The organism is Olivibacter sp. EAT-5 (assembly GCF_044784325.1).
GTDB classification, from domain to species: Bacteria; Bacteroidota; Bacteroidia; order Sphingobacteriales; family Sphingobacteriaceae; genus Olivibacter; species Olivibacter oleidegradans.
Window position 1 is genome coordinate 3,244,796 of sequence record NZ_CP173028.1, and the last position, 25,668, is coordinate 3,270,463.

Genomic DNA, 25,668 nt, shown 5'->3' on the forward strand with positions numbered 1-25,668 from the left:
AACATCAATCGGCTCTTTGCAAAAATCAAATAAGATAATTACGATCGGAACGTCAATGGCGCTAAGGAAGTTTGCTTCTTAAAAAAGTTGGAAAAATGCGCCACCTCTTCAAAACCTAAGCTGTATGCAATTTCTGAAATGTTCCAGTCTGTTTGTTTGAGTAGTATTTTTGCCTCTTGTGCTATACGACTGCTTATAATGTCGGTTGTTGTTCTACCTGTATGTTCTTTCAGCACCTTATTTAAGTGATTTACATGAATGGCCAGCCTCTCTGCATATTCTTTCGCGGTGCGCAACATCAAACGCTGATGGGTCGAATCAATAGGAAATTGGCGTTCCAATAATTCAATAAACAAAGAAATAATGCGCGTGGCAGCGTTTTGATGAGCGTGGAGGATAGTAGCAGGTTGTAATTTCTGTCCGTAATGAATCAATTCCAATACATAATTGCGGATTAAGTCATACTTATATGCGTAATCAGACGCAATTTCTTTTTGTATTTTTTTAAATATATAAGCTATCTCTTCAGCCTCTTCGTCCGTTATTTCAAAAACGGGATAACCTCCCACTTGAAAAATGGGTAATTCGTCTAGCACAACACCCGATTTGTTTTTTATAAGGAACTCGTCTGTAAATACGCAAAAAGATCCTCCCTGTTTTTCATCCAATGGAATCCAGTGATAAGGTACTTTGGGCGTCGCAAACAGTAAAGCATTTTTCTCGACCTTAATTACTTTATCTGCATATTCGGCCCGATTCTTACCTTTAATAAAGCTGATTTTATAATAAGCCCGTCGATTATAGGGCATAACTTGTTTTTGTTTTACCTGTTGAATTGTTTCGGCGATATCAAACACATTAAAATGGCCTATTTCTTTATTAATGCCTCGAGGTAAAAGCGTTTGTATTTCCCTGCCGGTAAACTTGGCAGCCTCCCGATAAAATTCATCGAGCGATGTGCTTTTAATGTTCTTTGCCATAAGAAGGGATTTGCAAAATTCAAAGATAGCAAAGAAGAAGTTGGGTTGCAATTTATTCCTTTATAAAGACACCTGCCTGCCGGCAGGTAGGTATCAAGACATAAGTATCAAGACAAGTAGTGCAGCCTTTGCTTGGAACGTATAACTAGAGCCTATAACTGAAGGAATAGTAAATAAATTAATGTAAACTTAATACGCTTTGCGTCAGCCAAAGCCTAGTTATTTTTTAGTTTTGTTGCCCGAGTGCAATATGGCATTAATACCATGGTCAACCCACCGTTTCAGGAGGACAAAAAGCTTCAAATCTCAGAGGAAAATTATACCTCTATTTTCAATGCACATTGGAAAAAGCTCTATATTATTGCTTACAGAAGATTACAAGATGTAGCGCTGGCTAAGGATATGGTGCAGGAAGTATTTGTTTATTGCTGGCAACAACGTGCAACTATCCAAATAAATACCAGTATTGATACCTATTTGCGAACGGCATTGCAATATCAACTGATTGCTCATTTCAGGAAAATGGATATTCAGGATCGTGCATTCAGCTATCTTTATCAAAGGATGGTAGAAGTACATGGTCAAATGCCGGACCTTTTAACGCAACACGATCTACAAGCAGCCTTGAATCGTGAATTGCATCAAATGCCGGATACCATGCGCGAAATTTTTAAGCTTCGTATTCAGGATTATAGTGTTGACGAGATTGCAAACTCACTCAACCTCGCCGAAAAAACAGTCAGAAACAATATCAGCAAAGGCCTCCATCAATTACGAAAAGCACTTGCCAAGGACTTTCCGGAAGACCTATCCGCTATTTGTTTGGTTCTTTACATTTTATTAACCTAAAGCTAATTATTTATTAATCGATTTTATCGGGACGGATGAGCCCTAAGTGCTACTTACTGGTAGAACACGGGATTTACCCTGCTCTTATTTTCGCATGGATAAAAATGAATTCAAACGGTTAATGGATGGTTATATTCAGGGTAAGCTGTCTACCGAGAAGCGTGAACTCCTGCAACGCTGGTATGACTCTTTTGGAGAGTCGGAAGTGGGGGTGCCCGGTATGGAAGATCAGGAGGGCATGACTGCGTTAAAAGAGGAACTCTACGGACGTATTCATGGAGCTATTCAACCGAAAAAGACGCCCCTCCGGAAAATAACTGTTTTTCGCTGGGCGGCCATCGCAGCGCTGTTCGTACTGGCATTGGGAACTATGGTTTGGCTTTATAGCCACCAAAACGATAAATTCGGCGAAACTTCCACTCATGTTGTAAGTGCATACCATCAAATCAGAACAGGAATCAAGCAAATAAAGAAAGTCGATTTACCGGATGGAAGTATGCTCTATGTCAACGCGAATTCTACAATTCGGATTCGTGAACCTTTGTTGGCGAATAAGCGAGAAATATTTCTTGACGAAGGTGAAGTTTACTTCGAAGTTGCACGAGACAGTCTCAGGCCCTTCATTGTTCATACACCAAGTTTAAAGATGGAGGTTCTTGGCACAGCCTTTAATGTGAAGTCATATAAGACCTTGGACGACGTGACGATAGAAGTGCAGCATGGAAAAGTACGTGTAAGTGATTCGCAGCGAGTTCTTGATGAACTTACTGCTTTTAAGGGGCTTAATTACCGAAAGGCGAATGGACAGACAGAACGTATCAGCTTAAATAACGATGAGGTTAATGCATGGACAAGAGGGATTGTTGCCTTACAAAAAGCGGACTTTAATGAACTTGCACAGACCTTATACAATCTTTACGGTGTGCATTTGGAACACGGGGAGGGAAGAACCGCGAATCATCATTACAATTTAACCATACATGCAGACCGATCTTTAGAGGAAACCATGGCCATCATCTGTGGTATCCATAACACCAAATATAGGAGGAAAGATAATGTAGTAACGATATATCCTTGAAGAAAACAGGCGTCAAAGTGGCGCCTGTTTAATGATCTACGCTATGCACTAGCTTGAGACCCTACGCATAGCTCCTTAGCCCTATTTTTTAACTAAGAAATACAAACTTATGAATAAAAACGCACTGTTCATACGGGAAGTTATGCGCATTACCATTTTAATTTATACCGTTATCATCTCGTTTTCGCAACTTTTGCTTGCGGAACCTTCTAATGGGCAGGCCCTGGAGAGGTCGGTAAATATCACCTTTAAGAATAGCACATTATATGCGGCGATTCAGCACCTTCAAATGCAAAGTCAAGTCGAATTTGCCTTCGATGAGAAATTGTTAAAACTGGAAAAAATCGATGTTAAAGCGAAGCATTTTCAGGTCCGGTCTGTAGCGCATGTATTGGACGTGTTATTAGAAGGTACACCCATTACTTACGAGGAGCGAGGCTCTCATACGGTAGTCTTACGCAAAAAACAACAAAATGGCACTGTCAGCGGTCGCGTAATCGACGGTGAGGGATTGCCTTTGGCGGGCGCCAATATTCGAATCTTGGAATTGAATAAAAGTGTGAGCACAAATGAAGAGGGGCATTTCTCCCTCCATGTACCTCCGGGAACCTACACCATCCAGGCATCCTATATAGCCTATCGGCCACAGCAAAAAGCACAAACAATTGTGGCGGCAACTAACGTGCTGGTAAATTTTACCTTAGCAGAAGATGTGGCTGCGTTGAATGAGGTGGTCGTGGTTGGATATGGAAAGCAACGAAAAGCAAATCTAACGGGTTCTGTATCGACTATTGACAGCGAACAGTTGGAGAGACGGCCAATTGTTTCAACTTCTACCGCATTACAGGGCTTGGCACCTGGTGTCACCGTCACTTCACAAACAGGCTCGCCGGGAGGAGATGGCGGACAGATACGCATACGTGGTGTCAACTCATTCGGCGGATCTGATAGCTCCCCCTTGGTTTTAATCGATGGTATAGCCGGTTCCATTGATATGGTAGACGTCAATTTAATTGAATCTATTTCTGTATTGAAAGACGCCGCATCAGCCGCTATTTATGGTTCTCGCGCTGCAAATGGTGTCATCTTAATAACTACCAAGAGGGCTGCTGACGGCAAATTCTCACTTAATTATAAAGGATATGGCGGGTGGCAAAAGGCTACACGCATACCGGAAGTGACGGATGGATTAACATTTATGAACGTTTTTAATGAAGCTAACATGAATGATAATGGCTACGAATTGTATAGTGAAGAGGCCATTGCGGCGTTTAAAGAACAATATGCGGCTGACCCTGATAATTTTAATTGGCAAAAAGCTATTCTTAATGGTTCCGGTTTTACAAATAATCATTTTGTGTCATTATCGGCTAACGCCGGTAAAATTAGGGTTATGCCTTCGATAGCTTATGTAAGCCAAGATGGGATTATTAAGAACACCGGGTTTAAACGTTATGTGCTACGGAATAATATGGACATTGAGCCTAATGATAAATTATCTGTTAAATTCGATATCTCGCTCACCAATAGTAATAGACTCCAAATTGCAGATGAAGGAGATATATGGAACTACCTTGGTCGAATGCCGACCAATATTCCAATCAGGAGAAACGGGTTGTGGTCAGAAGGTTGGGTAAACAAAAATCCCGTTGCTTTTATCGAAGAAGGAGGAAATAGAAAGGGAAACACGTTGGAGCTTATCGGAAATTTCAATATCAGCTACCGACCTGTAAAATGGCTCTCTTTAACGGGGATCGCAGCCCCGCGTTATCGAACAAGAAATTCGCATGTGTTTGTAAAGAGCGTGATGACCTACAATGACGACGGTACGGAAGCGGGTGCTGCCAATACCTTTACTTCCTTGACAGAAACTGCTTATCGCTACTTCTTCGGAAATTATCAATTTCTTGCCTCAGCAAATCGTTCTTGGAACAATCATAACTTTAAACTCCTGATGGGAGCATCTCGTGAAACTTATGATGAGAAATATCTGATGGGCTATCGGCGAGATTTTACTTATGATACCTACGAAGTTTTAACGGCCGGTGCTGATAACGAAACAAAAGATAATAATGGTACCCATGACCAGTGGTTGTTGGTTTCTACCTTCGGAAGGTTCAACTATGATTATAAAGATCGTTATCTTTTTGAGGCGGATTTCCGTTACGACGGGACTTCACGCTTTATAAAGCGGAATCGCTGGGCTTTCTTCCCGTCATTTTCAGCGGGATGGAGGGTTTCAGAGGAGTCATTTATGGGAGATACAAAAAGTTTCCTTGATCAACTGAAACTACGGGCCTCCTGGGGGAAACTGGGCAACCAAAACATAGGCAGCTCCTATTACCCTTTTACCGAAACACTAGCCGTGGGCAGTATTTCCATGGCGGATAAGATTTATCAGCTTGTCACTTTGAATACCATGTCGAACCCAGACTTAAGATGGGAAGAAACAACGATGACAGGTGTCGGTTTGGATGCAACTTTGTGGAAACGCTTTTCATTTACTGCCGATTGGTACAAAAAAAATACGGACGGCATTCTGCTCACTTTGTATACTTCTCAGTTAACCGGATTAAACGCTCCTTATCAAAATGCGGCGAAGGTACGCAATACGGGTTGGGAATTCAGTAGCCGCTACGATAATCAATGGGGAGATTTCAGCTTGGGGGTCGGTTTAAATATCTCCGATGTTAAAAATGAGATCATAGATATGAAAGGTCAAACCTCTGGAACTTTGCTACGTCAGCAGGAAGGTTATGCCGTTAACTCCATCTACGGATATGTCGCTGATGGCCTTTACCAGTCGCAGGAAGAGATTGATGCAGGCCCCACACAGTTCGGAACCTTACATCCCGGTGATATCCGGTACAAGGACCTTGCCGGTGCATTCGACGAGCAAGGGAATCCCATTCCTGATGGCAAAATAACCGATGATGATAAGGTCGTTATCGGTAGTACTATTCCTCGCTATACCTATGGATTCAACTTGGATTTCGGTTGGAAAGGCCTCCGATTGAATGCCTTTTTTCAAGGGGTAGCTAAGGTAGATGGGTACCTCAATTCGCACTATGTTATACCTACTGTTAATTCAAGTGCCATTAAACCTTGGCAATTGGATTATTGGACGGAAGATAATCGAGATGCGGCTTTTCCGCGCTTGTCAATTACATCGGCTAATAATACGCAGAATTCATCTTTTTGGATGCGAAGCGCCTCCTATTTGCGGTTGAAAAACATACAACTCGGTTATACGGTGCCTAAAAATTGGCTAAAAAGCATAGGCGTGAGCGACTTGTATATCTATGTAAATGGACAAAACCTGTTTACTTCAACAAATTTTTGGCAAGGATATGATCCGGAGATTGCATATGATGCCGGTGCGGCCGATGGTGTATCCCTAGGAGGGGCAGCCTATTATCCTCAGGTTAAAGTTTATTCATTTGGTATTGATGTCAAATTCTAAAAAAATGATTGCTATTAAAAAAATATTATCGACCGCGACATTAATAAGTGTTGTACTTTTTTCGGGCTGCGAACTGGATAAGTTCCCCTTAAATGGCCCAACAACAGGCACTTTTCCGGCGACGGAAGAAGAAGCAACAATGGGCTTATATGGTGCCTATAAAGGGTTGACCTTGTTGGATGCAGCCAGTACGCCCATCTGGCATGTGATGGATAATATAACCGATATCGGCTATGCGCGTCCGGGGAATAACTATACGTCGCCGATAACCAGTTCATTGACTACTGATAATGCCTTAGCCATCAAACCTTGGGAGGCGCATTATAAAACGATTGCCCGATGCCATTCGGTACTTGACAACTTAGAAAATATAAAAGTGGAAATGCCGGAAGATAGCTACTATCAACTGGATGCAGAGTTAAGGGTGATCCGCGCTTATTGTTATTCACAACTAATTGAATTATATGGGGATGTGCCACTTGTATTACATGCACTTGGCTTAAACGATACCAATCTGCCCCGCACCGCTAAAATGGAAATTCAGCAATGGATTATCGACGAAATGACAGCGGTGGCTGATCGTCTTCCAATAGCGCAAACGCAATATGGAAATGTACGGGTTGGAAGGGTAGCCGCTTATATGTTAAAAGCACGCGTGGCCTTGTATAGCGGCCAGTATACGGTTGCTGCTGAGGCTGCGGCCAAGGCCTTGGAACTGGCAGAAGGTGTTTATGAGCTCACGGCATTTGATGCTTCTTTGGATTATTGTAACAAAACCCATGCGGAAGGTGAACCGGCTTGCTCCAATATTTTTGGATATGCAGGCTATCAATCCAGTAAAGAATGGATTTGGGTGGCCGAGTATAACCAAACCATCAGCGGTAATACCCATAATCAAGGGTATTATATGGCTTCGCGATTAGGGAAAGGCGCAAGTTATTGGGGGCCTACACAAAACCTGATCGACTCTTTTCAGGCAATCGATGGGCTTCCCATTGATGAATCTCCTTTGTATGATCCGGCCAATCCGTTTGTCAATCGAGATCCGCGACTGGATATGTACTGCGCTCGCCCTCATGCGCGCTTAATGGGAATACAGTATGAACCGAACGCAAACTTCGCGAAAGTGAATAACTATTGGCCCGTTATAGAGGGGCAAAGCAATACACCTGCGGTGGTGAACAATACCGATGCAACGAATGCTTATCGTTCCTTTAGCGGTTATTTGTGGAGAAAGCATACAGATAACGCGGATTATGCGATCAACTCAGCATCCGGCGTGTCTGATTTGAATGTTGGTATTTTTCGCTACGCTGAATTGCTGTTGATTTATGCAGAAGCTAAAATAGAAGCGAATGACATAGACGAATCCGTTTATGAGGCTATCAATAAGATCCGTTCAAGGGCACACATGCCGCCGATTGCGTCAAATTTATCACAGTCTCAATTGCGTACGGCACTTCGTTACGAACGTAAAATTGAATTGTGTAACGACGGTCTTCGCTGGTATGACATCCGACGTTGGAACTTGGCTCCTCAAATCATGAACGGTTATCTTTATCTAAATCGATCCGCCAATACGTGGACGAAAGATGTTCTTGTGGATATTGACGAAAATTACTCACCCATATATAACCATGGTAAGGCCTCCCGGTATTTTAATACCCAGGAACTTGTTTATCGCGAAAATAAAGATGAACTATGGCCCATTCCACAAGCTGAAAGGGATGCGAATAAGAGTTTGACCCAAAATCCCGGTTATTAAACGATTACTAATTTTAAAACAAATAAAATGAAAAGAATTTTTTCTATACTGCTAGCCCTAAATCTGTTTTTTTTCATAAAGATTGCTACAGCGCAAGAAGCTTACCGTAAACCTGCCTCGGAACAGAAGGATTCCTGGTCTATGATTATGATCCCCGATCCGCAAAACTATGTGAAATGGAGCAGAAATCAACCCATACTGGATTTAATGATGGCCTGGATCGAAGAAAATATCGATACCCTAAACATTAAAATGGTGATGTGCGTTGGCGATTTAGTCGAACAGAACGATATTATCAATAGAGGTGAAGACGGTAATCAATCTGCGGAACGGCAGTGGGAAGCAATCGCAAGATCATTCGGTAAATTGGATGGCAAAGTTCCATATATTACAGCAACAGGAAATCATGACTACAGCATTGACCGGGAAGGCAAACGTTCATCACAGTTCAATAAGTTTTTTAAAATTGATAAGAATTGGATGAACAGAAAGATCATAGCACAAAATGGTACAAATGAAATAGGCGAACCGACTTTGGAAAATTCAGCTTACGAGATGCGTTCACTGAATGGGAAAGACTATTTATTCCTAACTATCGAGTTTGCGCCACGGGATACCGTGCTGACATGGGCCAAAACGATTGCCAATATGGAACAATATAAGAATCATCGTATTGTATTGATGACGCATGCTTACCTGAACAACAAAGATGAGCGAACAACGGGCAAACCAAAATGGTTTGTCTATGAGCCTTATTCTATCCATAATCGCATACAAAAATCACCAACCATTGAGCTGCCTTCTGCCAATAATGGAAAGCATATATGGGAGAAACTGGTACAGCCGGCATCAAATATTGAGCTTGTTTTATGTGGCCATATTTCGGGCGAAGGTTATCGAGCTGATAAGAACGACGCCGGTAAGAAGGTGCATCAGATGTTGTTTGATGCCCAGTCAATGGGAGGAGGTCATCGTAATGGAAATGGTGGAGATGGCTGGTTACGTATATTGGAATTTTTTCCTGATAATAAAACCGTAAAAGTGAAGACCTTCTCGCCATTTTTTGCCGCTTCACCAACCACACAGCAATTTGCCTGGAAAACTGATAGTCGGAATGAATTTATTATCGAATTTGATTAATAAACTTAAAGGGGGAGATCCCCCCTTTCCTGCTACCATTTTTCACCGTTTTTAAAATTAACAATAGCTTAACCTTGTAAACATACCTTTGCCATGTCAATCTTAAACTATGGTGTATCAAACGCTCGAACTTCGATGGTGGGAGGCTGTTCAAAAACAGGACGACCGATCACTGTTTAATAGATTGTACCTCAAACACTGGGAGGCGCTTTACATTATTGCGTGGAACCGAACCAAAGATGAGGACGTAGCGAAAGATATTGTACAGGACGTCTTTATTAACTTTTGGGAGCGACGTAAACACATTGTCATTCGTACCAGCGTGATTCAATATCTAACGGGTGCTTTAAAAAATCGCCTTATTGACTACTTCCAATCGGAACAGGTTAAACGGCGGGTCTTTGAATATGTGCTGCAACAGATGGGTAAGGTGATATGGCAATCCGACAATGCTGCCGCCTACCAGGAGGTAGAGGACGCTTTTGATGAAACATTAAATGCTATGCCGGAAAACATGCGGAAATCACTTCTTTTGCGTTTGGAAAATCAGAGTATTTCAGATATTGCTAAGCAGCTGAACCTTGCCGAACAAACAGTAAGCAATTTGCATACAGAAGCAGGTAAACGCTTACGAAAAAAAATGCTGCTTCGATTAAAAGGCGCTGCATTGCCCACAACCATTGTTTTTCTTCAGGCGCTTAACGATTTGTTAATAAATAAATAACAATTTATAGAAGTAATTTGAGCCCTTTTTGTAGACGTATCGATAAAAGACGAATACGTGTACGCAAATCGATTTAGAAGACTATTACGGAAATACCATACAAAAAGGGCTACTCCCGAAGAGCGCCGGTTGGTAGACGATTGGTATAATTCTTTTGATGACTCCCCACGCTTAACTCACACACAGCGGAAGATACTCCGTAATGAGTTACACACCAATATACAAAAGCAGCTATTCCTCCATGAAGATCCAATCGTTAGAAAAATGCGATGGCTACCATTCCGCAAGCTAATTGCTGCCTCAATTCTATTATGCACAACCGGAATGATTGCATGGCTCTTCATTGTCCGAAACGGGGAGAAATTGCCTTCCGAAAAACGGGAATGGGTAGAGGTAGCGGCTGCTGCGGGAAGATTAAAAAAGGTGACCTTACCTGATAGCACCGAGGTATGGTTGAATACCGATACCAAGATCGGGTTCTTTAATCCCTTTGAGCATGGGGAGACGCGAGAAGTAACACTTTTGGAAGGTGAAGCGTTCTTTTCTGTGAGCCCGGACAAGACCAAACCTTTTATTGTTCACGCTCAGGGCATAGAAACACGTGTATTAGGAACATCGTTTACCGTACATGCCTATAAGGAGCTGGACGAACTACGTGTATCAGTTTCAACAGGGATGGTTCAGGTAAGGCGTGTTGACGGGTATTCATTGGGAACGCTAAGCAGGGGAGAGGAAGTCGTGTATAACAAAGTTGAAGGTACCAATTTTACACGAGAGGCCGACCCCGAGGTCCGCTCCGCTTGGACATCAGGTACTACCTATTTAAGTGAAGCATCCTTTGCCGAATTAGCGCTCGCTTTTCGTCATACCTATGGCTTGCATTTGAAAGCCCATAATGAGGCCATATTTAATCAACGATACAGCATCCAATTGGATAGACATACCAGATATGATGACTTTGTAAAAGCACTTTGTGCCATTCATAAAAACCGATATAGAAAGGAGGAAAATGCAATTATAATTTATTGATAAATAGCGGTTGACAAGGCAAGTCGTCAACCGCGTGATAAAAGACAGCATACCTTCGAACCGTTGCTGTCCTTATAAATAGCAATGATATCTAAACAAAGCTACTTTACGTGATAAAAATACGAATTACTAATCTTTTGTTATTCTTTTTTATTCGGGAGTCGTAGCACAGATTGTAATTAATGAAAATCAATAACGAGTACTTTAAACAAGTAATGAGAATATCTTACATAATTCTACTTAATGTACTACTGATCGCTCAGAGCCTATGGGCCAATGGAGCACTTGCACAATTATTGGAGAGGGAAGTAAACCTGACATTAACGGGCGACAATGCTTGGTCGGCCATACAAAAACTGGAAAAGCAATCGATCCGATTTGCTTATCACGCAGAACAACTTGGATTGGGTAAAATACGCGTGCCCGATCAGACATTTGAGGGGGAAACGGTAGCACATATTTTACAATATCTCTTTCATGATTCACCGGTTAAATATACAGAGGCAAATGGCTATATCATCTTAAACAAGAGACAACAAGCAGTCAAAGTTATCGGACAGGTAACCGATAAAGATGGTATGCCCTTGGCTGACGCAACAGTTCGTGCGATGGAAGCTAATCGCGCTGTGCTTACCGATACGGAAGGACGTTTTAGCCTATCCTTAGTACCCGGTAACTATCGCTTGGAAGTTAGTCACCTAGCCTTTGAAACCGAGCGACAAAATATGGTTGTTGAGCCGGAGAAAAATATTCCGATCAGCATCGCGCTTACAGCAAAAGTGGGCGAATTAAATGAAGTGATTGTAACAGCTTTAGGGATCAAGCGCGAAGAAAAGGCTTTAGGCTATTCCACGACAACTGTCAAAGGTCAGCAGCTAACAGAAGCCTTATCGAGTAATTGGATGGACGCCTTATCAGGCAAAGTGGCAGGTTTAAATTTAATGCGCTCTAACGCTGGTCCGGTAGGGTCAACTAAAATTATTCTTCGCGGCGAAAACAACCTTACCGGCGAAAACGAAGCACTGATCGTTGTAGATGGAGTTGTCATCAACAATGGATCCGGCCGCCGTTCGGGAAACAGCTCCGATGCAATATATGGTACAGGAAGCGATAATATGCCGGCAGACTATGGTTCTGGCTTGGACGATATTAATCCGGAAGATATCGAAAGCGTCACGGTACTCAAGGGACCGGGAGCGGCCGCACTATACGGCCAAAGAGCAGCAAATGGCGCGGTAATCATCACCACAAAGTCGGGTAGACGTAAATCGAAGGGATTGGGTGTTACGGTTAATTCTAATTTTTCAATGGAAAGTGTGAATCGCTGGCCGGATCTACAATACGAATATGGGCAAGGTCTTGGAGGGGCGGCTTACTATTCTTACGGAGCATCGGTAGATGGATCAAGTACCAGTGGAACAAGTTCCGCGTATGGACCTAAATTTGACGGGCAATCCTTTTTCCAATATGATCCTATTAAACAGGCGGTGGGAGATCAACGAACGCCTTGGGTTCCTTATAACAATATAACCGATTTCTTCGAAACAGGTAAAACATTTACAAACAGCGTTACTATCGATGGGGGCACTGATAATACCACAGCACGCTTCTCGGCAACCAATGTAAATAATTCATGGATAACGCCCAATACAGGGTATAAACGGAACACCTTTGCTTTATCGGTAAATTCTAAAGTGAGCGAAAAACTAAGCATCAGCTCAAAAATTAATTACAACAACCGTTGGAGCGATAATTTGCCGGGAGCTGGTTATGGAAACCAATCGCTCATGTATTGGTTTATTTTCTGGCAACCGAGTGCTGATTTAAATTGGCTGAGAAACTATTGGGTAAATGGCCAAGAAGGATTGGCTATTAAGTATCCTTTTAGCACCTATCCGGAAAACCCTTATGCGATATCGTATGAATTTATTAATAGCAATAATCGACATACTTTTACCGGTAATGCACAGGCTTCCTATCAATTCGACAAGCGTTTCAGTGTGCAGCTTCGTACAACGTTGGATTTTTCAAATGAAAACAGGACCCAAAATCGTCCGTATGACGCGGGTTCAAAATTACCTGAAGGAAGTCATCGCACGCAGCATATTTTTTCGAAAGAATCTTCAGCTGATTTCTTATTACGTTACAACACAATTTCAAAAGGGATCGTTGATTTCGGAGCAACACTTGGTGGAAGTACGCTGCAAAACGAATATCGCCGTGAATCGCTTACTTCAGATGGCTTGAGCTATCCCGGGGTTTACAATCATAATAATTCGAAATATGGGGTGGCCACTAATCAGGTAATCGATCGCTTTGAAATTAACAGCTTTTACGGATTACTGACCAGCGGGTATCGTGATTATTTGTTCCTGGATGTTACGGGGCGTATTGACTGGACAAGCACACTCGCCACCCCACAATATCCTAATAAAAGTAAAGGCTTCTTTTACCCATCTGTTAATGGAAGTTTTATCCTGTCGGAGTTTTTCAGTTTACCGCATGTCATCAGCTTTGCTAAGCTTCGTGCTTCTTATGCTGAAGTTGGATCGGGTGTACAACGCCCTTATCAAACGCAATTTGTTTACACCTCACCTAATAGCCTTATCGGTGGTTCATTAGCGAATCCTACAACCTTAACTAACCCTTTTATAGAGCCGTTACGTACGCGTTCCATTGAATTGGGTACAGACGTTCGATTGTTTGACAGCCGATTTAATGTAGATGTGGCGGTCTACAAAGGGAATACGTTTAACCAACATCTTTATCGCGTTATCGATGCCGCCTCGGGGTATCGAAATTACCTGATGAATATTGGCGAAGTAAGCAACCGTGGAATAGAAGTGGCCGTCAATACCGATCAGATCAAGAACAAAGATGGGTTTAGCTGGTCGTCAATGATTACATTTAGTGCGAACCGGAATCGTATCGAAGAATTGGCTGATAGTTCGTTGGTTTTGCAACAACGTTCAGTCGGTTCGGGTCAACTGGTAGCCCATGTAGGTGGCAGTATGGGCGATCTTTATGGGATCGGATATCTACGCGCACCAGATGGTCAAGTAATTTACGATGAAAAAACTGGCTACGCTCGATTAACCAATGATGTTGTTTATCTGGGTAACACCATTCCTAAGGGGAAAATCAGTTTTGGTAATACCTTTTCATATCGAAATCTTCGGTTAAATGTGCTTTTTGATGCGCAATGGGGCGCCGTAGCACACTCCCTCACGCATTATAAGCTGGCAGAACAGGGGAAAACCAAGAATACCTTGCCTGGGCGGTATAGTGGCATCATTGGCAATGGTGTGATACAGAATCCCGATGGTAGCTATCGGCCTAACGATGTGATCGCAACCAATATTGATGAATATTACCGATCGCACTACGGCGCTGATAATGCGGAGGGAAGCACTTATCCGACCGATTTTATCAAATTTCGAGAGGCAAGGCTTGATTACACATTACCTGCCAAATTAATATCCCGTTGGGGGGTAGAGCGTGTTACGCTTGGAGTATACGGACGGAATCTCTTTGTATGGACAAAATGGCCGGCATTTGATCCTGAGTTCGGTACCTTGGATCAGGGCGATATCGTAAAAGGCTTTGAAATTGCTCAGTTCCCCTCTACCAGAACATACGGACTTAATTTGATTGTTAGCTTCTAAAATATTAAAAAATGAAGAGAAATATTATTTATGGTCTTTTGCTCCTTGTCGCTGCATTACTCAGCAGCTGCGATAAAGGCTTTGAGGAATTAAATACAGATCCTACTAAAACAACGGAAGCTTATCCTTATCAGTTTATGGCTAATGCGCTCATCAATTCGGTGAGCTATAACATGGCGCGCAACCGCACCTTCAATAATGAACTGATGCAAGTAACAGTATCACTTGGTGACGGGGATGGAAAAGTGTTTCGTTATGACTTTCGGCGAAACTGGGCCGACTATTTATGGAATAGCCACTATACGGAGCTTACTAACTACAAAGATCTCTATCTCAAAGCACTCGAAGGGATAAACTTTAATCGTTCGTATCAAGGAATTTCGCTGCTTTTTCAAACGTGGACTTACTCTATTCTGACAGACACCTATGGAGATATTCCTTATTCGCAATCGAACTTGGGACGCGACTCCCTGATCTTGGAACCTCGTTTCGATGCGCAAAAGGACATTTATTTAGATATGTATCAGAAGCTAGATTCTGCTAATACATTGCTAAGCAGTAACGATATTATTGAAGCCATACATGACCCTGTGTACGGTGGAGATGTTAGTAAATGGCGTAAATTGTGTAATTCGCTCTACTTAAGGTTGTTGTTGCGTGCGTCGCACAAGGCGGATGTGCAGGATATGGTGATCTCAAAAATACAGGAAATCTTAACCAATAGTTCAAAATATCCTGTATTTACAAATAACGATGATTCTGCCATTTTGCGATGGACAGGCGAAGGTGCCTATCGCTCACCCTATATGAACACCAGGGCACAAGATTTTAGGGGAGTAGGAATCTGTAGTTTTTTTATTGATTTCTTGCGTGATACGAATGATCCACGCATTAATATCCCGGAATACGGAACTTCAGGCATTAATCGTTGGGGAATCGCTCCGGTTTCGGGAAATTTTGTGGGGGTGCCATCGGGCTATGCAGCAGGGACTGAAGAATATACCCGGATGTCCTATTTCTATTCTTATGACCAAAATAGTGGGGTTAACAGTTTGCAGACAGAGCCACTGACCGGTATAATTATGAATTTTGCTGAGCTGCAGCTTATCAAGGCAGAAGTCGTGCTTAGAGGTTGGGTGGCGGGTTCTGCCGAAGAGTACTTCTATAGCGGTGCGGAAAGTAGTATTAAACTTTGGTTACCCAATTGGGACGTGTCAATACGTGCACATTTGGCTGCATCAGATGTACAATGGGACGAATCGGCCGGTTTCGAGGAAAAGATGGCACGTATTCACCAACAAAAATATTATGCTTTGTTTTTGGTAGATCTTCAGCAGTGGTTTGAATACAGGCGAACCGGTTACCCAGTGCTACCTAAAGGTGAGGGATTAGCAAATAATGGCGAAATGCCGGCCCGCTTATTTTATCCGGTGTACGTTCAGTCGTCAAATCCTACTAATTACAAACTGGCTATTGCGCAGCAGGGGCCTGATGAAATCAATACAAAAGTTTGGTGGCAAAAACCATAAATGCAATGAAGAAAACGAGTTTATATTTACTTATACTATTAGTGGTTGGTACGCTGTTGTCTGCGTGTACCAAGACAAATTACCCCGGGGGTGAGGTAAGTCCTTACATCGGTATTTATGACCTCCGGAGTCTCTATAAGGATAGTCCGGTGACGCTGACCGTCGAATCATTGGGCGGTTCAAGCAAAATTGCAGGATGGGTTATTTCCGATCATCGGGAAGGGAACTTGCCTGAAGGATTATTAATCATTCAAGATAAGCGCCGTTTAAACTTCCAAAGGGGTATCAGTATCGCTCTGGGGGCTGAAGCTGCGGATTACCTTCCAGGGGATTCCGTGGTGATCGACGTGGTGGGGGCTGAGATGAATCGCGTGGATGGCATCCTTCAACTAAGTGGTATCAGTACGGAGAAGGTTACCCGTGTAGCCAGTGGTTTGACGTTACCTGCTAATGTCGTGACTATTGACCAGATTTTGCTAAAACCGAATGATTATGAAAGTACACTTGTCGCCATTGTTAAGGGTGGTTTTAACCCGATACCAAAGACGGGAGAAACAGTTGGCGGCTCAAAAACGATCAACGACGGTTTCGGTAACTTAACATTGGAGACGGCTAATCAAGCGGCCTTTGCAAATCAAGAAGTTTATAAAATGGCCAATTATTATGGAATCATTTTCAACCATATTACAGATAGCGGTACTTTAGTGCCTTATCATCGTCCTCGACGCGGTGCAGATATTGTCGCTTTAAATTCAGACTATGCGATTCCGAAGGTTATCATCACCGGGTTTGCGAGCGACCCTCGAGGTACGGACGCTAACAATGAATACATCCAGTTAATGGCTACGCAGGATATCGATTTCTCGAAGACACCTTTTTCTTTGGTCACCACCAATAATGCCAATGCTTCTACACCAACAGGTTTTCCCGCCAATGGTTGGGCCACGGGAGGAGTACGGACTTATAAATTTAACTTAAGTTCAGGATTTGCTCCTAAAGGAACCTATTTTTATGTAGGTGGAACCAATAAGCGGATTAACAGCACAAACTCCACCGATATATCGAGTGCAAACTGGATTACAGCCTACGCCTATAATAGCAATCCAGGTTTTGATTTTGGTAATCCCACAACTAATCTGCTGGCCAACTCCGGAAATGCATCTGGAATTGCCGTTTTTGAGGGTACCGAGGTTACAAAGGAATCAGTCCCGGTTGATGTTATCTTTGTTGGTACCGGAGGTAGCTTGTTTAACGGAAGCAATGTAGGCTATCCTATTACAAATACCGATTGGTATGATATTATCAATCCGCTTGATATGGCAGTACAAGCTTTTTATCGAGCCGGCACGAACACAAAAGCACTTACCTACCATACGCCATCGGATGCGGGTTACTTTTATATGTTAGGTGGCAAGTATAATCTCGCCCTTGGTAGGTGGACTAAAGCACGTAGCCAAGGCAGCTTTTTAATGACAAAAGAAACACAGTTAGAAGAAATAGAAGGAGAAGAGGCCACTAAGTTATTGGATAATTAACAGTCGGTCAGGTCGGTTGGGTCTGTTATGAGTCAACCGACCTGTTTTTAGCCTAAGCAGATCGTAATTTATTCTTTTTTGCGTGCTGAATAGAAAGCGAAATTTGGAAGATCATACCAAGGATAATCACGAGCATACCACTAAAACCGTAGAGATTTGGTAGAGAAGCGTTGATTAACCAAATTTCACCGATTAATGTGAAAAATATTTCGAAGACCTGCGTAGCTTCTACAGTCGCTAATGCTATCGGATCGTGCTTCACCATCTGAGTAGCTTTATAAAAACCTACTCCACCCAGAAAACCGGAGAATATGGCTGAGTAAAAAGATGCCTGCAATTGGGGTCCGGGAGCCATACCTACTTGCGAAAAGGCATAGGTGGCAAGTACTAACCACAAGGGAAGAGAACCTACCGTTAAACCCAGCACTCTTTGCATGGCATTTAGCGGCACCTGTCGGCTATCCAGTTCTATTAATAATTTGCGATTGGCAAGCGGCCAGACAATGGCTCCTACGAGCACCAAAACGAAGCTGATCATCAAGGAGCGTCCGTCATGCAATTGTATAAGTTTATCAAGTTGCATGATCAGCACGCCGAATACAACTAATAAGGAAAGTGCCAAAGCTCTAACTGGAATTTTCTTTCGATGATCGTTATAAAGAAAGGGTGCTAAAAGCACGCCTGCTAAGATGTTAATCTGAAAGGTTGCTGCAACTAGCCAACCGGGAATAAGCAAAGAAGCCAATGCCATACAGGTATATAATCCCCCAAATCCGATGCTCCCCCATTTAAAAAATAAAAGAGGATAACGCTTTATGGCCTGCCAGAAAGTTTTGAATTTCTTTGTAACCAATAACGGGAGAAGCATTACAGGAATCATAAATAAGCTTCTTAAGCAAGCTGTCCATGCCCAATGACTACCGGTATGGGCTAATAAACTATTGATGGTAAATGTAGAGGATAAAAATAGCGCGGAGATAATGCCTATTATTATTGCCAAAATTGTATTCCGTTGTGCCTTCATAGGAAGGCAAAAATACAAGTCATGCGAACAGGGCTATAGTGATTTCCTGTTAATGTCCGGTACTTTTAGGCACTGTGTATCGCTCTATACTTAAGTGGTGTGAATCCGGTGACACGCTTAAAAAAGCGGCCGAAATAAGCGGGGTCATTGAATCCTAGATCAAAAGCAATCTCTTTTACGCTGTTCGAAGTGCTCAACAGCGCCATTTTTGCTTCTGTTAAGAGCTTATCTTCGAAAAGTTCATGAACCGTTTTCCCGGTTGCTTTCCGACAAATCCTATTGAGTGTTTTCGCTGGCACATGAAGCATATTAAGGTAAAAATTAATTCCATGTGCATCGCGGTAGTGCTTTTGGATCAATTTCCGCAAATCCAAGAGGACTTTACGCTCCGGATTCGATAAAATCACCGACTTTTTCTCAGAAGCATGTTTGGTGTTCAATAGTAATAAGAGGCTAGCTGTTAAATGAAAAAGCATATTCTTACCTAGCGGTTTTTGATTCTGCTCTAACAAAAGAAGCTGAATAATATGTCTAAGAAAGCGTATTGTATCTTCATCCATATCAACAAAAGGCTGCGTACTAAATGTATCAAAAAGGCCTTTGCCTTCTTCCTGTGGATGTAAGCTGAAAAAGTATTGCATTAATTCTTCACTGATCAGAAATATCCACCCTGAGCGTTCAAATTCCGGGAATTGGTGCACCTGCCCGAGCTGAAGGAAATATATACGATTCCGTTGAAGCGGATAGGGCTTAAAATTAATAAAGTGTTCACCATCCCCTAGGGCCCAAACCAGTTCGTAATGATCATGGCGATGCGGTGTGGCAGATAGATTTTGATAGTCTTTCTGTAAGCGTTCGATCCTCAGGTAATGTTCTCGAATAAGTGTCTGTACCGGTAATTTTTTGAATTTTTGCATACAAACTGTTCCTGTATCATTGAAGTTTGATGTCAACGAAAATATGAAAGTCGACGAGTGAAAAAAAATCGGTTAGTAAAACAAATTTGATAAAAATGCGTTATTGAGATAAGGTTTAGGTTAATTATAATACACAAAGGCTGTCGTTACTCAAAACGCAGCCTTTGTGATTTCTCGATTTCTTCTAAATCGTTATTCTCCAAGCGCGTGTACAATGGCATTCCTTTGTACGGTGTCTTTTTCTTGAAATTGTATACTACGTTTATACGTATCAAAGGTGAAAAAAACCTCACCGGGGCTCGCTGTGTCATCATCAAAAAACAATTTAAAACTGTTCGTTGAAGGTTTGTTGGGATCAAAAGACTTCTTATTCGACGAAAACGCCAAGGGCTGAATAGGGGCTGCTTTCATTTTCCGAATGCCATCTACTTTCCATAAGCTCGCTAGCGCAGTTACAAATGCGTCACTCGGCGCTCCGGCACTTTTAAAGGTGATGCTTCCTTTTTTAAAGCCATCTTTCTGATTAACAGAACCATCTTTGTTAATGCCGGCAGGAATGTTTTTACTAATCTCAACTAAAAAACTGACGGTGTCGTTTTGATAAAGCCCTTTGGCGGTATACGCAATGGACGTATCACTATCTTTTTTGTCTGTTAAGCTGAGATAGATTACAGACGGATTATCTGGATTGCTGGCTATTGGAAACAATCTAACGGTTTCAGTTTTAGTCGCGTCTGCGCTTTTAGGCTTATTGTTGCAGGAAGTAAGCAAAGTAATTGCCGAGAGCATCACAAGGGGCCAACCCAATTTGTTATATGTATTCATTATATAAGCGTTTAGAAAGGTTTTATTCTATTTTTAGAAACGTTGCAAGTTACCTTTTGTTTTTGATTCTTACCCCGTTTTTAAAGCACCTGACGTGCAAGCTTTCAACGAGTTATTTCCATGTTATAAACAAAATATAAAATAAACTATAATAAACATGAAACAGATCTTATATAAAGATTCAATTTTATCGTTTATTAACCGTTTTTTTATCGTAAAATCATCGTATTTTTTATAGTAAATTTACGATGAAAAAACGATGATATTACGATTATTTTGGATATTTAACCATTTTCATATTCTTTTTTCTATGTCTTTATAACCTAAGTTATGGTAAAGGACTGGTTACAGTGGGTGAAATAACATAAGACCCTGTTACCTATATCCGGTACGAGGTTAAAGATTCAAGGCGGTATAGATTCGAGAAAGGTATTAACGATTTTCAGGCTTTCTTTCCGATATCATTTTATAGTTGGCAATACTTTCTTTTAGCGCGCCGATTTTTTCATTTAATTCTTGATCAAAATCTTTATCGCGTCCCAACTGGGCTCTATGGGTTGGGTCTGTTAAAGTTTCCAATTCTGCAACCCGCTTGGATATCTGATCAAGCATTTTAACCGATAGTCCTTTTTCACTTAGCGTAAGTTCTGTTAAACGGGGCAATAAGGCAATCAATAAGGTAAATACAGAAGCTAAAATGAAGTAAGCGTAGGTCTGTCCCTCTGTGTGCTTATCATCGCGAATAAGGGCATAGACGAAAATGAATATAGGAAATATTAATAAAATCCGGTTATCAATTTTTTTCATGATCGATTATCTTTAAACCTCTCTTTTTAGTACTAGCTTTTCCGTACTGATTTCGCAGATGGTGTATTGCTCTTTATTATCGGTATCAAAACGTAAAATGAGTTTATCTTGCTCCAGCTGCCACGATCCCGTGTTAGATCGGGGTACATCATCGCGGCCGGGATGTGAATTGACCAACTTCCCGTCTTCTTCCAGGTTGATTTTATCACGTCCTCTAGCCAGGGGCAATGAAAACCCCTCAGGTCGATAAACCATTTCATCGCCGCTGTCCTCCTCAAAAGAGTGAACCCATTTCCCTTTTAAATATTCTTTATTCATTGTCTTCAATGGCTGGTTTTGTCGCGAGTAACGAGGCGCGCGGGCCGAGCAAAGTGGCTTTCATCCTAGCGGCTTGTCCCTTTGTGAACATAAACATACTGTCGTCATCCACATAATCCATGTAGTTCATAAACATGTCGCCATGGGGAGCATTGTTACAGGAAATTTTCGGAAAAGTAGGCTTTTCATAATTAGGTCCCAATTGGTTTGGCGTATCTTCTACATAATCGGTATCTTCACAGGAATTGCTTCTTCCGTCGCCGAAGATATGGGAAAGATTCAGGTAGTGCCCTACCTCATGCGTGGTAGTCCGCCCCAAATTGAAAGGTGCTTCGGCTGTACCCATGGTACCAAAGGCCCTGAAATTAATGACAACGCCATCTGTATCGCTTGGACCGCCAGGAAATTGTGCATAACCTAGGAGACCTTCCTGTAGGTTGCAAACCCAAATATTTAAGTATTTGTCGGTCGGCCAGGCGTCAATGCCACCCATCTCGGTGCTTTTCACTGCATTGTCGGTGCCAAAAGAGGCCACTTCGGTCTGTGTTCTCGTAATGCCGTCAGGAGCCAGTTCAAAATCAATAAAACAATCCGCGGCCAATTCTTCCCATACGGAGGGCACTTTTCCCTTATCCGTATTCTGTCGGCGAAAATCGGCGTTTAACACGTCTATTTGACTTCTTACTTGCTCATCCGAAATATTTTCCGTTGGTGTATGATAGACGATATGCACAACCACCTGAATCTTAGCGGGAGCAGCAAACCGTAAGGTCTTGCGTCCCTCTAAAACCTTGTCGATATCACTTTCAATAAGTGCTTGCGCCCGCATATACTCGGGAAAAATATCAGCTTGGCGATGAAAAACTTCCATCGTGGCGCAGTGCCGTCTTTTTTTGTCTTGCTTCATTTTAGGTCTTTTTTTATAAAACTTTTTTTTCTCGTTTTAGTTTCAACAATAGGTTTAAATTTTTGTTAAATGCAATGAGCCAATATCTTATGTATGAAAATGCTTTCTCTGTTCCTAGACCAAATTCAACGCGTTCGTGATCGGCAAAAAGATAAAAAGATCTCATCGGTTGAGAAATCTTCCGAGATAAAAAATAGGCCGTTAACAGCGGTCAATCCATTAGATCTAAGCAACTATTTAAAACAGCATGATCTTTCCGTCGAACAATTTATCAATGATCCGAATTTTCAGGAGCGGATCATCGGACGGAACGATTTATTGAATGTCCATTATTTACGCAAGGGAGCGAAAGCAGCGCAGTCGGTTTGTCGAATTCATATTACATCGGACGTCGGACCTGCAGGTTTTGGAACCGGGTTTTTAATTGCTCCGCAAATTCTGCTAACTAATCATCATGTTTTGCCTACAACCGAATGGGCGCGATATTCCAGTGCCGAGTTTAACTATGAGGAAAACGAAACAGGTGCAGTTTTACGAACAAGTCAGTATCGTTTTGATGCTGATAAGCTGTTCTATACCAATGAAGTCCTCGATTTTACAATTGTATGGGTGGATCACAACGATAGACAGGGAGTAGTCCTTTTACAGCAATTCGGTTTTCTACCTTTACGCAGTGATTTAGGCAAAATTAAGGAGGGTGATTACGTATCCATTATTCAACATGCTGACGGTTCTCCAAAACAAGTCGTGTTACGTGAAAACAGTGTGACGGATTTATCGCTCACTCAATTTGTTCGCTATGTTGCCGACACAAAAAGTGGTTCTTCCGGAGCCCCGGTTTTTAACGACGATTGGGAAGTGGTAGCCCTTCATCATGCGGGTGTTCCCCGTTATAATACAGCAGGTCAGATTTTAAACCTTGCCGGAACGGTATGGGACAGCGCGGAAGGAGAAATGCAGATCAATTGGCAAGAGAACGAAGGCGTACGCGTCAGTAGTATTATATATGACATCAGAAGTCATGCTATTAAGCAATTTTCCTTTTTAGCTGAATTTTTTGCGCCGCTTTCTGATCTGTCTATTATAGAAAAAGAGTCGGGAACCCAACCGGTCGAGTTGACCGACGAGCTTTATTATCCACAGGCTGACGATGAAGAAGACAAAAAGAGATATTATCGAGAAGTTGGCGATGTGGGGAAGGCGGATTATAACCGATTACAACGACTGTTGGAAAGTAGTCATACGAATCCCTTATCTTATCAACCGTCTAAATATGTGTATCCAAAAGTAGATATATACCCTGATGGGCTGTTAAGAAGTATCTATTCGGGCAAATCCTTCACCATAGAGGAGTTGCAATTGGCTGATCAACGTATTGATATCGAACGTAAGCTTCGGTTTATAGAATGGAGTAAAAAAGCCGGCACAATGAACCGTGAGGATTATCGGAGCGAGCTTAAGACAATCGAGAAGGCCCTGCCCTATAATTGCGAACATGTTGTTTGCCAATCTTGGTTTGATGCACGTGAACCAATGCGGGGCGATTTACATCATCTGTTTGCCTGCGAACCTCGGTGCAATAGTTTTCGAAACAATCATCCCTATTATGATTTTGAGGGATACAAACCAATACCATCGCAAATGGAAAAAGAAATGGCTACTTGCGGCTATATGGAAGATGATCAATTTGAACCCGAAAATAACAAAGGAATTGTGGCCCGGGCTACTTTATACTTCCTGTTGCGGTATCCGAATGCAATAAGTGTTTATAAAGACGACGATATTGTGCTATTGAAGCGATGGGCAAAAGAACAAGCCGTTACGCTTTACGAGAAACATCGTAATCGGGAGATATTTTTGTTGCAAGGCAATAGGAATCCTTTTATTGACTTTCCGGAGCTGATAGATTCTATAGACTTTCAAGTGTCTGAAAAAATACTAGCGGCAGTGCCTCACACTGCGAGAGAGGTAAAAAGTAGGAACTTGGCGGCGGATGTCAAACGAGCGGTTCTAATGCGTTATGGTTACGCCAATCCGGATCCCTCCGTTGTAGAAGACACGAAGGCAATGACCGATTTTGAATTCAGTGATAATCAATATTTGATGCTCACCGCGTCATTTAACGATATAGCCGTCAGGTATCGCGCCAAGCCTCGTAAAATTACCGTCAGCGAAGTACAGGCGTGTGGCAGTATAAAAGATTGTATTGATTTAGTGTATGCAGCAATTGCTTAATCAAACTTTGAATACGATGAGGAAAACAATCTTATATTACTTCTTACTATTTGGAAGTAACGTGGCCTTTTCACAACCTCTAGACCGGTCAAACTGGTTTGAAAGGAATATCAAAATTAGGCAGTCGATGGAAACCGCCGAATTTCGGGAAGTACCCGCGCAGTTTCAGATAACTTTGCCAAAAAGTGATAGCAGCTCTTGGTTGGTGAACGTAGGTGTATCGATGAACCTCAGCAGCAAAAGTACCCGTTGGATTTCCTCGTTGATTGCCGAATACCACAAAAATACACTCACAGCGGTCGAACAACACAATATGCAAGCTGCTTATGGCTTCTCGGGATTAATAAAACGGGGAGCAAAAAAATCATGGTTTCTCAACGGCAATGCCGGTTACACCTATGATGAGATAAGTCGTAGTCATTCATTGATGGGTAATTTTCTGTTTACGTTTATGGGTGATCGTGGCCCAATCAACACCTATAAATTTGCCGCTGATACCGGCAGTCGTTTTTATATTTCCCCATTTTTAGGATTCCAGATACAGGAAACTATGCAAGCCTTTGATGAGGCTAGTCAAGGGTTACTTTTGCGTCCTTTATTTACCCTTTCCGCTTACTTCGATATTATCCGAAAGAAAACGCTTACACCGGATCCTTTGCTGCGTATTGCCGTTGACTATACCGGGCGTACCGATTTAGTTAATTCAACGAATATTGACGAGGGTTATACACAGTTATTGCAAAGTGGGGTTGAGTGGTTTCTGGTTGATAAACCGATTAGAGTGAGCTTGGGTGGTTCTTTCAATTACGGTTCCGATCCACTAAGGGGCTTAGCGAAGCAACAATATTGGTTATTGTCTTTAAATCTCTATAAGTGAC

19 protein-coding genes are annotated in these 25,668 nt (G+C 42.1%); 12 read left to right on the plus strand and 7 right to left on the minus strand.

Translation table 11 applies throughout. The annotated features are described in order from the left end of the window. Positions 1-38: 38 nt before the first annotated feature. Complete coding sequence (locus ACH11B_RS13355) at positions 39-980, minus strand: helix-turn-helix domain-containing protein (RefSeq protein WP_377612260.1); 942 nt, start codon at positions 978-980, stop codon at positions 39-41. A gap of 264 nt (positions 981-1,244) precedes the next feature. Between ACH11B_RS13355 and ACH11B_RS13360 the strand changes: the two genes are divergently transcribed. From ACH11B_RS13360 to ACH11B_RS13405, 10 genes are all read left to right on the plus strand, one after another. Beyond that, positions 1,245-1,829: an RNA polymerase sigma factor gene (locus ACH11B_RS13360; RefSeq protein WP_013665767.1), complete on the plus strand. Its 585-nt coding sequence runs from the start codon at positions 1,245-1,247 to the stop codon at positions 1,827-1,829. Between the two features lie 94 nt (positions 1,830-1,923). Beyond that, a complete protein-coding gene (locus tag ACH11B_RS13365; RefSeq protein ID WP_377612258.1) occupies positions 1,924-2,907 on the plus strand; it encodes a FecR family protein in 984 nt (327 codons plus the stop codon). Positions 2,908-3,016: 109 nt separating this feature from the next. Continuing rightward, positions 3,017-6,370, plus strand: a complete 3,354-nt coding sequence (locus tag ACH11B_RS13370) for a SusC/RagA family TonB-linked outer membrane protein (protein WP_377612256.1) — start codon at positions 3,017-3,019, stop codon at positions 6,368-6,370. A gap of 4 nt (positions 6,371-6,374) precedes the next feature. After that, complete coding sequence (locus tag ACH11B_RS13375) at positions 6,375-8,135, plus strand: RagB/SusD family nutrient uptake outer membrane protein (RefSeq protein WP_377612254.1); 1,761 nt, start codon at positions 6,375-6,377, stop codon at positions 8,133-8,135. 27 nt (positions 8,136-8,162) lie between these two features. After that, positions 8,163-9,275, plus strand: a complete 1,113-nt coding sequence (locus ACH11B_RS13380) for a metallophosphoesterase (protein ID WP_377612252.1) — start codon at positions 8,163-8,165, stop codon at positions 9,273-9,275. 109 nt (positions 9,276-9,384) lie between these two features. Further along, on the plus strand, positions 9,385-9,999 hold the full coding sequence (locus ACH11B_RS13385; protein ID WP_149105381.1) for an RNA polymerase sigma factor: 615 nt from the start codon (positions 9,385-9,387) through the stop codon (positions 9,997-9,999). 57 nt (positions 10,000-10,056) lie between these two features. Beyond that, positions 10,057-11,028 (plus strand): FecR family protein, encoded by a 972-nt coding sequence (locus tag ACH11B_RS13390; RefSeq protein ID WP_377612251.1) that lies wholly within the window; start codon positions 10,057-10,059, stop codon positions 11,026-11,028. Positions 11,029-11,243: 215 nt separating this feature from the next. Continuing rightward, positions 11,244-14,693 carry a SusC/RagA family TonB-linked outer membrane protein gene (locus tag ACH11B_RS13395; protein WP_377612249.1) on the plus strand — a complete coding sequence of 1,150 codons (3,450 nt, stop codon included), beginning with the start codon at positions 11,244-11,246 and terminating at the stop codon, positions 14,691-14,693. A gap of 11 nt (positions 14,694-14,704) precedes the next feature. Further along, on the plus strand, positions 14,705-16,222 hold the full coding sequence (locus tag ACH11B_RS13400; RefSeq protein ID WP_149105384.1) for a SusD/RagB family nutrient-binding outer membrane lipoprotein: 1,518 nt from the start codon (positions 14,705-14,707) through the stop codon (positions 16,220-16,222). A gap of 5 nt (positions 16,223-16,227) precedes the next feature. Next, positions 16,228-17,757, plus strand: coding sequence for a DUF5689 domain-containing protein (locus ACH11B_RS13405; RefSeq protein WP_377612246.1), 1,530 nt, complete (start codon positions 16,228-16,230; stop codon positions 17,755-17,757). Positions 17,758-17,809: 52 nt separating this feature from the next. Here the strand turns inward: ACH11B_RS13405 and ACH11B_RS13410 are convergent, their stop codons facing one another. From ACH11B_RS13410 to ACH11B_RS13435, 6 genes are all read right to left on the minus strand, one after another. Next, positions 17,810-18,781, minus strand: a complete 972-nt coding sequence (locus ACH11B_RS13410; protein ID WP_242627287.1) for a multidrug resistance efflux transporter family protein — start codon at positions 18,779-18,781, stop codon at positions 17,810-17,812. A 65-nt stretch (positions 18,782-18,846) separates the two neighbouring features. Beyond that, positions 18,847-19,698 (minus strand): helix-turn-helix domain-containing protein, encoded by an 852-nt coding sequence (locus tag ACH11B_RS13415; protein ID WP_013665778.1) that lies wholly within the window; start codon positions 19,696-19,698, stop codon positions 18,847-18,849. Positions 19,699-19,890: 192 nt separating this feature from the next. Then, entirely contained in the window at positions 19,891-20,523 is a 633-nt protein-coding gene (locus ACH11B_RS13420) for a hypothetical protein (protein WP_377612244.1), read from the minus strand. 432 nt (positions 20,524-20,955) lie between these two features. Continuing rightward, on the minus strand, positions 20,956-21,330 hold the full coding sequence (locus tag ACH11B_RS13425; protein ID WP_130857008.1) for a hypothetical protein: 375 nt from the start codon (positions 21,328-21,330) through the stop codon (positions 20,956-20,958). Between the two features lie 12 nt (positions 21,331-21,342). Next, positions 21,343-21,648 carry a lipocalin family protein gene (locus ACH11B_RS13430; protein WP_377612242.1) on the minus strand — a complete coding sequence of 102 codons (306 nt, stop codon included), beginning with the start codon at positions 21,646-21,648 and terminating at the stop codon, positions 21,343-21,345. Further along, positions 21,641-22,555, minus strand: a complete 915-nt coding sequence (locus ACH11B_RS13435) for a zinc metalloprotease (protein WP_049794994.1) — start codon at positions 22,553-22,555, stop codon at positions 21,641-21,643. The genes ACH11B_RS13430 and ACH11B_RS13435 overlap by 8 nt, the downstream gene beginning before the upstream one ends. Positions 22,556-22,648: 93 nt before the next feature. Here ACH11B_RS13435 and ACH11B_RS13440 point away from each other — a divergent pair, with 93 nt between their 5' ends. After that, positions 22,649-24,790, plus strand: a complete 2,142-nt coding sequence (locus ACH11B_RS13440) for an endonuclease (protein WP_377612240.1) — start codon at positions 22,649-22,651, stop codon at positions 24,788-24,790. Positions 24,791-24,806: 16 nt separating this feature from the next. Further along, the gene (locus ACH11B_RS13445; protein ID WP_377612238.1) at positions 24,807-25,667 is read left to right on the plus strand and encodes a hypothetical protein; all 861 of its coding nucleotides are present in this window, start codon (positions 24,807-24,809) and stop codon (positions 25,665-25,667) included. Position 25,668: the final 1 nt, after the last annotated feature.

Excerpts from the sequence above, each read along its gene's own strand:
- ACH11B_RS13365 (WP_377612258.1), top strand. The coding sequence starts at position 1,924 with ATGGATAAAAATGAATTCAAACGGTTAATGGATGGTTATATTCAGGGT.
- ACH11B_RS13420 (WP_377612244.1), bottom strand. The coding sequence starts at position 20,523 with ATGAATACATATAACAAATTGGGTTGGCCCCTTGTGATGCTCTCGGCA.
- ACH11B_RS13380 (WP_377612252.1), top strand. The coding sequence starts at position 8,163 with ATGAAAAGAATTTTTTCTATACTGCTAGCCCTAAATCTGTTTTTTTTC.
- ACH11B_RS13360 (WP_013665767.1), top strand. The coding sequence starts at position 1,245 with ATGGTCAACCCACCGTTTCAGGAGGACAAAAAGCTTCAAATCTCAGAG.
- ACH11B_RS13435 (WP_049794994.1), bottom strand. The coding sequence starts at position 22,555 with ATGAAGCAAGACAAAAAAAGACGGCACTGCGCCACGATGGAAGTTTTT.
- ACH11B_RS13430 (WP_377612242.1), bottom strand. The coding sequence starts at position 21,648 with ATGAATAAAGAATATTTAAAAGGGAAATGGGTTCACTCTTTTGAGGAG.
- ACH11B_RS13370 (WP_377612256.1), top strand. The coding sequence starts at position 3,017 with ATGAATAAAAACGCACTGTTCATACGGGAAGTTATGCGCATTACCATT.
- ACH11B_RS13445 (WP_377612238.1), top strand. The coding sequence starts at position 24,807 with ATGAGGAAAACAATCTTATATTACTTCTTACTATTTGGAAGTAACGTG.
- ACH11B_RS13440 (WP_377612240.1), top strand. The coding sequence starts at position 22,649 with ATGAAAATGCTTTCTCTGTTCCTAGACCAAATTCAACGCGTTCGTGAT.
- ACH11B_RS13405 (WP_377612246.1), top strand. The coding sequence starts at position 16,228 with ATGAAGAAAACGAGTTTATATTTACTTATACTATTAGTGGTTGGTACG.
- ACH11B_RS13410 (WP_242627287.1), bottom strand. The coding sequence starts at position 18,781 with ATGAAGGCACAACGGAATACAATTTTGGCAATAATAATAGGCATTATC.
- ACH11B_RS13425 (WP_130857008.1), bottom strand. The coding sequence starts at position 21,330 with ATGAAAAAAATTGATAACCGGATTTTATTAATATTTCCTATATTCATT.
- ACH11B_RS13375 (WP_377612254.1), top strand. The coding sequence starts at position 6,375 with ATGATTGCTATTAAAAAAATATTATCGACCGCGACATTAATAAGTGTT.
- ACH11B_RS13400 (WP_149105384.1), top strand. The coding sequence starts at position 14,705 with ATGAAGAGAAATATTATTTATGGTCTTTTGCTCCTTGTCGCTGCATTA.
- ACH11B_RS13415 (WP_013665778.1), bottom strand. The coding sequence starts at position 19,698 with ATGCAAAAATTCAAAAAATTACCGGTACAGACACTTATTCGAGAACAT.
- ACH11B_RS13395 (WP_377612249.1), top strand. The coding sequence starts at position 11,244 with ATGAGAATATCTTACATAATTCTACTTAATGTACTACTGATCGCTCAG.
- ACH11B_RS13355 (WP_377612260.1), bottom strand. The coding sequence starts at position 980 with ATGGCAAAGAACATTAAAAGCACATCGCTCGATGAATTTTATCGGGAG.
- ACH11B_RS13385 (WP_149105381.1), top strand. The coding sequence starts at position 9,385 with ATGGTGTATCAAACGCTCGAACTTCGATGGTGGGAGGCTGTTCAAAAA.